This window comes from Pseudomonas sp. IPO3749, from assembly GCF_013386605.1.
Lineage (GTDB): Bacteria > Pseudomonadota > Gammaproteobacteria > Pseudomonadales > Pseudomonadaceae > Aquipseudomonas > Aquipseudomonas azotoformans_A.
This window is the reverse complement of the sequence record NZ_JACARN010000004.1, coordinates 1-10,423: the sequence shown is the minus strand read 5'-3', so window position 1 is coordinate 10,423 and position 10,423 is coordinate 1. Positions and strand designations below refer to the sequence as shown.

The 10,423-nt window shown below is 59.9% G+C and carries 10 protein-coding genes; 7 read left to right on the top strand and 3 right to left on the bottom strand.

What is annotated here, in order from left to right; all coding sequences use genetic code 11:
* Positions 1 to 189 precede the first annotated feature (189 nt).
* Positions 190 to 1,608 carry an amino acid permease gene (locus HX812_RS01290; protein ID WP_038846010.1) on the top strand — a complete coding sequence of 473 codons (1,419 nt, stop codon included), beginning with the start codon at positions 190 to 192 and terminating at the stop codon, positions 1,606 to 1,608.
* Positions 1,609 to 1,647: 39 nt separating this feature from the next.
* On the opposite strand, the gene HX812_RS01285 is transcribed toward HX812_RS01290, so the two are convergent.
* The 3 genes from HX812_RS01285 to HX812_RS01275 all read right to left on the bottom strand — a co-directional run bounded on the left by HX812_RS01285 (position 1,648) and on the right by HX812_RS01275 (position 5,360).
* The gene (locus HX812_RS01285) at positions 1,648 to 2,778 is read right to left on the bottom strand and encodes an OpgC family protein (RefSeq protein ID WP_038846011.1); all 1,131 of its coding nucleotides are present in this window, start codon (positions 2,776 to 2,778) and stop codon (positions 1,648 to 1,650) included.
* A gap of 172 nt (positions 2,779 to 2,950) precedes the next feature.
* Positions 2,951 to 4,570 (bottom strand): FMN-binding glutamate synthase family protein, encoded by a 1,620-nt coding sequence (locus tag HX812_RS01280; RefSeq protein WP_038846012.1) that lies wholly within the window; start codon positions 4,568 to 4,570, stop codon positions 2,951 to 2,953.
* Positions 4,571 to 4,598: 28 nt separating this feature from the next.
* Positions 4,599 to 5,360, bottom strand: coding sequence for a LuxR C-terminal-related transcriptional regulator (locus HX812_RS01275; protein ID WP_033896381.1), 762 nt, complete (start codon positions 5,358 to 5,360; stop codon positions 4,599 to 4,601).
* A 93-nt stretch (positions 5,361 to 5,453) separates the two neighbouring features.
* On the opposite strand from HX812_RS01275, the gene HX812_RS01270 reads away from it, so the two are divergent.
* From HX812_RS01270 to HX812_RS01245, 6 genes are all read left to right on the top strand, one after another.
* On the top strand, positions 5,454 to 6,275 hold the full coding sequence (locus HX812_RS01270) for a carbon-nitrogen hydrolase family protein (RefSeq protein ID WP_038846013.1): 822 nt from the start codon (positions 5,454 to 5,456) through the stop codon (positions 6,273 to 6,275).
* A 134-nt stretch (positions 6,276 to 6,409) separates the two neighbouring features.
* Positions 6,410 to 7,735 carry an APC family permease gene (locus HX812_RS01265; protein WP_038846014.1) on the top strand — a complete coding sequence of 442 codons (1,326 nt, stop codon included), beginning with the start codon at positions 6,410 to 6,412 and terminating at the stop codon, positions 7,733 to 7,735.
* Between the two features lie 100 nt (positions 7,736 to 7,835).
* Positions 7,836 to 8,108, top strand: coding sequence for a type B 50S ribosomal protein L31 (locus HX812_RS01260; RefSeq protein WP_033896384.1), 273 nt, complete (start codon positions 7,836 to 7,838; stop codon positions 8,106 to 8,108).
* A 165-nt stretch (positions 8,109 to 8,273) separates the two neighbouring features.
* The gene (locus HX812_RS01255; protein ID WP_038846016.1) at positions 8,274 to 8,552 is read left to right on the top strand and encodes a type II toxin-antitoxin system RelE/ParE family toxin; all 279 of its coding nucleotides are present in this window, start codon (positions 8,274 to 8,276) and stop codon (positions 8,550 to 8,552) included.
* Positions 8,553 to 8,560: 8 nt separating this feature from the next.
* Positions 8,561 to 8,866: a HigA family addiction module antitoxin gene (locus HX812_RS01250; protein WP_033896386.1), complete on the top strand. Its 306-nt coding sequence runs from the start codon at positions 8,561 to 8,563 to the stop codon at positions 8,864 to 8,866.
* Positions 8,867 to 9,052: 186 nt separating this feature from the next.
* Entirely contained in the window at positions 9,053 to 10,399 is a 1,347-nt protein-coding gene (locus tag HX812_RS01245) for an HD domain-containing phosphohydrolase (RefSeq protein WP_038846019.1), read from the top strand.
* Positions 10,400 to 10,423 lie beyond the last annotated feature (24 nt).

The following is a 10,423-nucleotide window of genomic DNA, read 5'->3' as shown; positions in this document are numbered from 1 at the left end:
GGTGAGCTGCGACGTTTAGTCGCTCTGGGTAGGTAAGATGCTCCTGTAAAATTGATATTTTACGGAGTCTTCCACTAAATTGACCCAATTTTATGGTGAAAGACCCTGAGCCGGGCTTTTTATACTGCATGCCCCGTCGAGCCAGCCCCTCGGCGGACACTCCAATAACAAAATGAGGTTGTACCCCTTATGCCAGTCGGCAACCCACTGCCCCACGGCGAGACCGCTCAAGGCGGCCCGCTCAAACGCGAACTCGGCGAACGGCACATTCGCCTCATGGCCCTCGGCGCCTGCATCGGTGTCGGCCTGTTCCTCGGCTCGGCCAAGGCCATCGAAATGGCCGGCCCGGCGATCATGCTGTCGTACATCATCGGCGGCCTGGCGATCCTGGTGATCATGCGCGCCCTCGGCGAGATGGCGGTACACAACCCCGTCGCCGGTTCGTTCAGCCGCTACGCCCAGGATTACCTCGGCCCGTTGGCGGGTTTTCTCACCGGCTGGAACTACTGGTTCCTGTGGCTGGTGACCTGCGTCGCGGAGATTACCGCCGTGGCGGTGTACATGGGCGTGTGGTTCCCCGACACGCCACGTTGGATCTGGGCCCTGGCCGCCCTGATCAGCATGGGCACCATCAACCTCATCGCGGTGAAAGCCTTCGGTGAATTCGAGTTCTGGTTTGCGCTGATCAAGATCGTCACGATTATTGCGATGGTCATCGGCGGCGTCGGCATCATCGCGTTCGGCTTTGGCAACGACGGCGTCGCGCTGGGCATTTCCAACCTGTGGGCCCACGGCGGCTTCATGCCCAATGGTGTGCAGGGCGTGCTGATGTCGTTGCAAATGGTGATGTTCGCCTACCTGGGCGTGGAGATGATCGGCCTCACCGCCGGTGAAGCGCGCAACCCGCAGAAGACCATCCCCAGTGCGATCGGCTCGGTGTTCTGGCGCATCCTGCTGTTCTACGTTGGCGCGCTGTTCGTGATCCTGTCGATCTACCCGTGGAATGAAATCGGCACCCAGGGCAGCCCGTTCGTAATGACCTTCGAGCGTCTGGGCATCAAGACTGCCGCTGGCATCATCAACTTCGTGGTGATCACTGCGGCGCTGTCTTCCTGCAACGGCGGCATCTTCAGCACCGGCCGCATGCTCTACAGCCTGGCGCAGAACGGCCAGGCCCCGGCCACCTTCGGCACCACCTCCAGCAACGGCGTGCCACGCAAGGCCCTGCTGCTGTCGATCTTCGCGTTGCTGCTGGGCGTGTTGCTCAACTATCTGGTGCCGGATCAGGTATTTGTCTGGGTAACCTCGATCGCCACCTTCGGTGCGATCTGGACCTGGCTGATGATCCTGCTGGCCCAGCTCAAGTTCCGCAAAGGGCTGAGCCCGGCCGAGCAGGCCGGCCTCAAGTACCGCATGTGGCTGTACCCGGTCAGTTCGTACCTGGCCCTGGCGTTCCTGGTGCTGGTGGTGGGCCTGATGGCGTACTTCCCGGACACACGTGTGGCGCTGTATGTGGGCCCGGCGTTCCTGGTATTGCTGACGGTGTTGTTCTACGCCTTCAAGCTGCAACCGACCAACCTGGCCTCGCCTTCGGCGCGTTCGGCCTGATGCCTGGAAGGGCCCGTTGCGTGCAACGGGCCCTTGGGTCTATTGCGTCCGTGTCGCCAATTTGAGCGACTGATCCAGTCGCTTGTTGAATTCCAGCCACATCGCCAGCATCACCATCAAGGCCGCGCCGGCCATCGCCGTCAGTATTTGCATGGCGAAGCTATCGCCTGCCAAGGCGTTGATCATGTCCGCGAGTGGCGCGAGTACCACGCCGAGGCAAAACACTTCCAGCGAATAACGGCCCATGCGACAGGTGTGCTGCGCCAACCAGTTCTCGGTCCATGCGCGGCCTGGCAGCAACTTTGCCGTCACATAGGCCAACGCGAGAAAATGCAGCAGGCGTACGGGTGACAGGTCAGTTTTGCTGATGGGGTAGAGCAGGTCGCTGAGCGGCGCGGGCATCCACGCGTCATGCACCTCGGGCCAGCGCCACGATAGCGTCAGGATACCCGCGGCCACCGCGTACAGGGCCGCCGTCACGAACAAGGGTTGGCGCGTGAGCGGGCGCGTGTCCACGGGACGTGTCTTCCCCGCATGAATCGCCGCCGCGCCGCCCAGCACGAACAAGAATTGCCAGGTAACCGGGTTGAAGTACCACACGCCATCGGCAATGGCCCTCAGGTTCCAGCCCATCCAGGGTGCCAGCAGGTAAATCGTTGCCGACCCGAGCACGACCATCCAGGTCTTGCGCAGCATCAGGGGCAGCACCAGCGGCAAGCCGGCCAGCAGCACGATATACAGCGGCAACGGGTCCATCAGATTGGGCTTGAAGCGCAGCAGCAATTCATCGGTCAGGGCTTGTTGCGGATGGGTGACGAAGTGCGTCAGGCCCATCTCTTCAACCAGGTCGCGGGTTTCCACATGGCTGTTGGCGAAGAACACGATGCCCATCAGCATCGCCAGCAAGAAGATATGCACCACGTACAACACCCAGGTGCGACGCAGGATTTTTAGCGTGGCAATCCAGTAGCCATCGCGTTGCAGGATCTTGCCGTAGGCCAATACGGCGGCGTAACCGGCGAGGAACACAAACACCTCCGCTGCATCGCTGAAACCGATGTTGCGCAGGGTGATCTGGCCGAGGGGGTTGTGGGGGACGTGATCCCAGAAAATGAAGATCAACGCCAGGCCCCGAAAAAAATCGATGCGCGGGTCGCGTCCGTTCAGCATGGCAGCGGGCTCTTGAACAAAAGGTTTAGTAATGACAGGCGAATGCGCGTGTTGTCGTACGCCGCACGTCGGGCGGGCGCAGGTTGGCGGTATTTGTAAGTAATTGCAAAGGTTGGGTATTACTGAATGTCTCGAAAGCCTGCCCGGTAAAGGCAGGCTCGGAAGGCGTGTATCAGGCGGCGACCACTTCATGGGGTTCGAAGCTATCCGCCCGTGCCATCTGCCACATGCGCGAATAGAACTCGCCATTTACCTCGCCGGTCAGCAACTCACCTGGCTTGAGGAACACATGCAACTGCGAGAACAACTTGATCTCGGTCGCCGACATGCGCCGTACCAAGTGCTTGGCCGACAACTGCGACGGATGATCCAGCCCCGCTGCCGCGAGCATTTCCGCGAGGGCCTTGAGAGTGTTGCGGTGGAAGTTGAACACGCGCTGGGCTTTGTCTGGCACCACCAGCGCACGTTGGCGCAGTGGATCCTGGGTGGCCACGCCGGTCGGGCATTTGTTGGTGTGGCAGCTCTGGGACTGAATGCAGCCGATGGCAAACATAAAGCCCCGCGCCGAGTTGGCCCAATCGGCGCCGATGGCCAGCACGCTGGCGATGTCGAATGCGCTGACGATCTTGCCGCTGGCACCCAGCTTGATCTTGTCGCGCAGGTTCAGGCCCACCAGGGTGTTGTGCACGAACAGCAAGCCTTCACGCAGCGGCACGCCGATATGGTCGGTGAACTCCACCGGTGCGGCGCCGGTGCCCCCTTCCTTGCCGTCCACCACGATAAAGTCCGGGAGGATGCCGGTTTCGAGCATGGCCTTGGCGATGCCCATGAATTCCCACGGGTGGCCCAGGCAAAACTTGAAGCCCACCGGTTTGCCGCCGGACAGTTCGCGCAGTTGCGCGATGAACTGCATCAGTTCAATCGGAGTGGAGAACGCACTGTGGCGTGACGGCGAGATGCAATCTTCGCCCATCAGGATGCCGCGGGTGTCGGCGATTTCCTGGGTGACTTTGTGCTTGGGCAAAATCCCGCCATGGCCGGGCTTGGCGCCCTGGCTCATCTTGATTTCGATCATGCGCACTTGCGGGTTCTGCGCCTGCACGGCGAAGCGTTCCGGGTCGAAGCGGCCGTCGCTGGTGCGGCAGCCGAAGTAGCCACTGCCCAGCTCCCAGGTCAGGTCGCCGCCGTTTTCACGGTGGTAGGGGCTGATGCTGCCTTCGCCGGTGTCATGGGCAAAGTTGCCAAGCTTGGCGCCTTGATTGAGGGCGCGAATTGCGTTGGCGCTCAACGAGCCAAAGCTCATTGCCGAGATATTGAACACCGATGCCGAGTACGGCTGCGTGCATTGCGGGCCGCCGACCATCACGCGAAATGCGCTGGGATCGCTGAGCGGTGCCGGGCGCATGGAGTGGCCGATGAATTCGAAGCCCGACTGGTACACGTCGATCAGGGTGCCGAACGGTTTGTCGGCGGTTTCATTCTTGGCGCGCGAATACACCAGCGAGCGCTGGGCGCGGGAGAAGGGCAGGGCGTCGCTGTCGGATTCCAGCAGGTACTGGCGGATTTCCGGGCGGATGGCTTCCACCAGGTAACGGATATTGCCCAGGATCGGGTAGTTGCGGCGCACGGCGTGGGGGCTTTGCAGCAGGTCGAACACACCGATCAGGCTCAACACGCCCGTGACCAGGGTGATCGGCCACAGCCATTCATGTTCGATAAAGGGGAGGCTGGCGAGGGTGAAAATGACGCACACGGCAAAGAAGGCGTAACGGCTTAATAACGACAGGCTCATACGGTTTTCCTTGGTTCGGACTCATCGGCTAGGCGTTTTGCGCCTGTAGAAAGATCGAGAACAGCTCTGACTGGGATTTGATCCCTAGCTTGCTGTAGATGTGTTTCTTATGGACTTTCACGGTTTCAACAGAGATTTCCAGCTTACGAGCGATTTCCTTGCTGGAGCAACCGCTGAGCATCAAGCGGCCCACATCCAGCTCGCGGGCAGTGAGTTGCGCGCCCCAGTCATCATTCTGGATCGGCTGCGGGGTGCTGACCTGGTTGAGTTCATGGGGCAGGCGTTGGCGCAGCAGGCTCACGACCCAGGGTTGAATCAGCGATAGCAGGGCGATCTGCTGCGGGTCAAAGCGCTGCTTCGAGCCCAGCGACAGGCACAGGGTACGCCCATCCGGCAGGTGGCAATTGAATTGGATTTCGTCGGCCACCACGTTCAGGCGGAAGTAGCGCTGGTAGTACTCGGTGAGTTCAAAGTGTTCCGGCGCCACTTCGGCCAGACGCAAAAGCCCGGTGCGCGCGTGTTCGCGACTGGCGATGTAGAAGGGGTCGAGCAGGTACAGGCCGTTGAGGTAGTCCTGGAACAAGTGGTCCGGCGTGCCGTCGGCGCCTGGGCATTCGGCGAACACCAGCGGGCGGTGCGCGCTGCTGAACAGCAGGGCTACCCAGCTGTCGGACGGCACGTATTGGTCCAGCAACCGGACAAGCTGGGTCCAGAAGTTGGGCTGGTCCAGCGCGTCTATCATTTGCCCCACCGCACGGTGCCAGGCGATGTCTTGCAGCGACATGGTCATTGATCTACCCCTATCGGGTTACCCCCGCCGCGTGATTCCCTGGTGGGTTGAGGCTGCGCATACTGCGGCACAGCTAAAGAACAAGGAATACCCATGAAGGTCGAATTTGCCCAGTTGGCCGGTCGTGATAACGATACAGCTTACAACCTTGAGCGCGCCTTGGCGGCCATTGCTGCCTGCGCCGACGATACGCAACTGATCGTATTCCCGGAAACCCACCTGACCGGTTTCCCCACGGCCGAGACCGTTGCGGCCATCGCCGAGCCGCTGGATGGCCCGACTGTGCAGGCGATTATCCAGGCCGCCCGCGCGCGCAACGTCGCCGTGGTCATCGGCATCGCTGAAAATGATGGCGGCCAGTTCTACAACGCGACCTTGCTGATCACCCCCGAAGGCATCGTCCTGAAGTACCGCAAGACCCACCTGTGGCCGTTGGAGCGCGGTGTGTTCAATCCTGGCGACCGTTACCCCACTTGTGTGTGGAACGGTCTGCGCGTCGGCCTGTTGATCTGCTACGACATCGAGTTCCCTGAAACTGCCCGCGCCCTGGCGCAATTGGGCGCCGAGTTGCTGATTGTCACCAACGGCAACATGGACCCCTACGGGCCTACCCACCGCACCGCGATCATGGCCCGTGCCCAGGAAAACCAGGCGTTTGCGCTGATGGTCAACCGGGTGGAAGCGGGCGATGGCGACCTGGTGTTCGCTGGCGGCAGTGCGTTGGTGGACCCGTTTGGCACGCTGCTGTTTGAAGCCGGGCGTGAGGAAGGGCAATACACGGTCGAGCTGGATCTCGACCGACTGGCGGCGGCACGCAAGGACTACCGCTACCTGGATGACCAGCGCATGAAATTGCCGGGTGAGGTGATTGAACGCGCAGACGGGACCCGGGAGCTTTTGATCCCAAAACCCTGACCCGATCGTGTGGCACGGATGCCGTTGTGGCGAGGGAGCTTGCTCCCGCGCCACAGGTGACAACCATAAAAACAGATTCCGCTTCACCCACTTCAGTTCTGCCATAAATCTAATAATTGCGCGGAGAATCACCCATGGCTCGTTTGCAACGCACCCTGTCGTTAGGGTCGGTGGTGCTGTTTGGCATCGCCTATATGACGCCGATCATCGTGCTCGGCACCTTCGGCATCCTGGCGCAATCCACTGCGGGCATGGTCCCCGCCGCTTACCTGGCTGCCCTGGTGGCGATGTTTTTCACCGCCATGAGTTACGGGCGCATGGCTTCGGCGTTTCCGGTGGCCGGTTCCGCCTACAGCTATGTGCGCAAGGCCATCAGCCCCAAACTGGGCTTTATCGCGGGTTGGGCGGTGTTGCTCGACTACCTGTTCTTGCCCATGGCTATCTGGCTGATCGGTGCGGCGTACCTCAATTCGGCGTTCCCGGCGGTGCCGCAGTGGATCTGGGTGCTGGCCTTTATCGGCATCACCAGCGCCATCAACATCGTCGGTCTGAAGCTGGCCAATGGCATCAATGCGTTGCTGATGCTGGTGCAATTTCTGGTGTTGATTGCCTTTGTGGCGCTGTGCATTCATTACATCGGTGGTGATGCAAGCAAGCCGCTGTGGACCATCGCCCCTTTCTTCAACGGCCAGATGCACATGCCGTTGATCATGAGCGGCGCGGCCATCGCCTGCTACTCGTTCCTGGGCTTTGACGCGGTGAGTACGCTGACCGAAGAAACCCGCGACCCACGCCGCACCATCCCACGGGCGATCATGTTGATCACTTTGATTGGCGGCCTGATCTTCGTGGCGGTGTCCTACTTTGTGCAGATTGCCCATCCGTCGTTCGAATTCGCCAATGTGGATTCGGCGGCGTATGAAATTGCGCGCAATATCGGTGGCGACCTGTTCGTGTCGATCTTCCTGATCGGCCTGATTGTCGGGCAGTTCGCTTCGGGGCTGTCGGCCCAGGCCAGTGGTTCGCGCTTGCTGTTCGCCATGGGCCGCGACGGTGTGTTGCCCAAGTCGTTCTTCGGCGCTTTGCATGCGCGCTTCGGTACGCCGGTCAACAGTATCCTGCTGTGTGCAGTGGTCGCCCTGTTGGCGTTGAAGCTGGACGTGACCACCTCCACCTCGTTCATCAACTTCGGTGCATTCCTGGCGTTCAGCCTGGTCAACCTGTCGGTGATTTTCCACTACTGGATCGGCGCCAAGCAGCGGGGGGCGCGTGAATTGATCCTGTTTCTGGTCTTCCCGTTCATCGGCCTGTTGGCGGACCTGTGGTTGATGGTCAGCCTCGATCATCTGGCGATCTACCTGGGCCTGGTGTGGTTGGCGATCGGCCTGGTTTACCTGGGCGTGCTGACTCGCGGGTTCTCACAGCAGCCACCGGAGATGGACTTCCAGGAAGCCGCATAGAAGCGACGGGCCTATTCTTATTGCAATCGGTTCTCGTTTGGGTGCATGATTTGTGTTACTGTATAACACATCAAATGCACCCAGACGCCCCGGAGGCCTTATGAAAGCTGGTATCCATCCCGACTACCGCACCGTGCTGTTCCACGACACTGCCGCCGACGTGTTCTTCCTGATCGGCTCCACCGCCGACAGCGACCGCACCCATAAACACAGCGACGGCAACACTTACCCGTATATCCCACTGGACGTTTCCAGTGCCTCACACCCGATCTACACCGGCCAACAGCGCAAGACCCAGGTCGAAGGCCGCATCGCCGGGTTCAACAAGCGTTTCGCTTCGTTCGGTTCAAGCCCGAAAAAAGCTGACGCGTGAGGTTTACAGGTTTCACCTCGAAGGCCGCTCCGGAATCCGGAGCGGCTTTTTTGCTTCGGTGCTGACCGTTTGTCGCTACATCCCTGAGCGTGCTCAATGACCCGTTGAATATCCTGGGAACCCGTGTAGAGTTCGATGTTAACGAATAACGTTAAGCATTAAGCGATGATCAGAAGCTTCAAATGCGCGGATACCAAAACCCTTTTTGAAACCGGTCGAACCCGGCGCTGGTCTGCCATCGTGTCGGTGATTGAACGAAAGCTCAGCATGCTCGATGCGGCCATTGATCTTGCCGACTTGCGCTCGCCACCTGGAAACAGGCTGGAAGCACTGTATGGTGACAGAGAGGGGCAGCACAGCATCCGAATCAATGGTCAATTCCGGATCTGTTTCATTTGGGGGCCTAACGGTCCGCAAAACGTTGAAATTGTGGATTACCACTGAGGTGAATCATGTTTAAAAACGGCATGCGTCCCGTACACCCTGGAGAGATTCTCAAGGAAGAGTACTTGGAGCCGTTGGGACTTACGGCTGCAGCCCTCGCGCGGGCGCTGCATGTCTCCGCGCCCACGGTGAATGACATTGTGCTGATGCGCCGTAGCATCAGTGCTGATGTGGCGCTTCGCTTGGCCGCCGCGTTGGAAACATCCGCGCAGTTTTGGCTTAACCTGCAGACCGCTTATGATTTGCGTACGGTGGAAATTGCCAAGGGCGCTCAGATATCCAAGGAAGTGGAGAAAGTTGCGCATTGCGCCTGATGTTCCACTACTTCTTCAAACCCGGCGAGAGTGCCGGGTTTTTATTGGCGGTTGAAAAGGGATGATACTGAAAGGCCATCACTTCCCAAAAAACCGACTAAGCTACTCAGTAATAGGCAAGTCAGTATTCGCCAGGGAGGCAGACCCCGACCATAAGGACCGCACACCGACGATCCGAGGTGTCCCATGGGAGAGTCAGTCACTTTTACCGATGCCGAACGTGCCGTGGTGCTGTTGATCGATGCCCACCCGGACGTCCTCAATAGCCTCACCCAACTATTGCGGCTGGAACCCTTCGACCTGCACAGCGCCACCTGCGCTGCCGATGCCCTGGCCATTCTCGCCAGCCAAACCGTTGACCTGGTGATGAGCGCCGCGCGCCTGCCGGACATGGACGGCGCCTCGCTGCTGGCGCATATCCACCAACACTACCCTCACACCGTACGCATTCTGCTGACCGGCGAAACCGACCTGACCCTGATCGTCAAAGCCATCAACGAAGGCGAGATCTACCGCTATCTGAGCAAACCCTGGAAGGACGAAGAATTGCTGCTGGCCTTGCGCCAATCCCTGGCCCATCAGCATTCCGAGCGCGAACGCCTGCGCCTTGAACAACTGATCCAGCAGCAGAACGATGAACTCAAGCAGCTCAACGCCAGCCTGGAAAAACGCGTGGCCTCGCGCACCAGCGAGTTGCAGCAGACCGCCGACATGCTCGACCTGGCCTACGAAGAACTCAAGCACAGCTACGCCACCGGCACTGAAGTGTTCTCGCTGTTGGCCAACCTGCGCCTGCCTCGTGCCAAACAGACCAACCGGCAGATTATCGAGTTGGTGCGCACCTGGTGTGTGACTCATGGCGTGGACGAGGCGAGCAACCGCGACCTGACCATGGCCGCCGCGCTCTACAACATCGGCAAGCTGAGCTGGAGCGACAGCATGATGGCCTCGCCCTCGGACCTGCTGCACAGCAGCGACCGCGAACGCTATCGCGCCTACGCCACCCAGAGCGAATCACTGCTGATGACCCTGGAACCGATGAAAGACGCCGCACGCCTGATCCGCCATCACCAAGAACGTTGGGATGGCAGCGGCTTCCCCGATCACCTCAAAGGCGAAGCGATTCCCGCCGGTTCGCGCCTGTTGAAACTGGCGGTGGATTTCATCGAGTTGCAAAAGGGCTTGATCCTGGAGCGGCAGATGAACAGCGACGAAGCGCTGCTGTACATCCGCAAGTACGCGGGCCGGCTGTATGACCCGGTGATGGTCGAAGACTTTGTGCTGGTCTGCGCGACCTATCTCAATGACGTGACCTTGGGCGACCCCAACGTCAAAGTCCTCGGTACCCGCGAGCTTGCGGAGGGCATGGTGCTGGCGCGTAACCTCAATGCCGACAATGGCATGTTGCTGCTCAATGCCGGCAAAGCCTTGAATTTGCCGTTGGTGGATAAGTTGATCGCGTTCGAAACGATGGAAGGAGCCAGGTACAGCGTATTTATCAAGATGAGTGATGGAGTGTCGCTATTGAAATAGCATAGCGACGACATCTTGGGGGGG

Coding starts and splice junctions, on each gene's coding strand:
- HX812_RS01290 (WP_038846010.1), top strand. CDS start 190: ATGCCAGTCGGCAACCCACTGCCCCACGGCGAGACCGCTCAAGGCGGC.
- HX812_RS01285 (WP_038846011.1), bottom strand. CDS start 2,778: ATGCTGAACGGACGCGACCCGCGCATCGATTTTTTTCGGGGCCTGGCG.
- HX812_RS01280 (WP_038846012.1), bottom strand. CDS start 4,570: ATGAGCCTGTCGTTATTAAGCCGTTACGCCTTCTTTGCCGTGTGCGTC.
- HX812_RS01275 (WP_033896381.1), bottom strand. CDS start 5,360: ATGACCATGTCGCTGCAAGACATCGCCTGGCACCGTGCGGTGGGGCAA.
- HX812_RS01270 (WP_038846013.1), top strand. CDS start 5,454: ATGAAGGTCGAATTTGCCCAGTTGGCCGGTCGTGATAACGATACAGCT.
- HX812_RS01265 (WP_038846014.1), top strand. CDS start 6,410: ATGGCTCGTTTGCAACGCACCCTGTCGTTAGGGTCGGTGGTGCTGTTT.
- HX812_RS01260 (WP_033896384.1), top strand. CDS start 7,836: ATGAAAGCTGGTATCCATCCCGACTACCGCACCGTGCTGTTCCACGAC.
- HX812_RS01255 (WP_038846016.1), top strand. CDS start 8,274: ATGATCAGAAGCTTCAAATGCGCGGATACCAAAACCCTTTTTGAAACC.
- HX812_RS01250 (WP_033896386.1), top strand. CDS start 8,561: ATGTTTAAAAACGGCATGCGTCCCGTACACCCTGGAGAGATTCTCAAG.
- HX812_RS01245 (WP_038846019.1), top strand. CDS start 9,053: ATGGGAGAGTCAGTCACTTTTACCGATGCCGAACGTGCCGTGGTGCTG.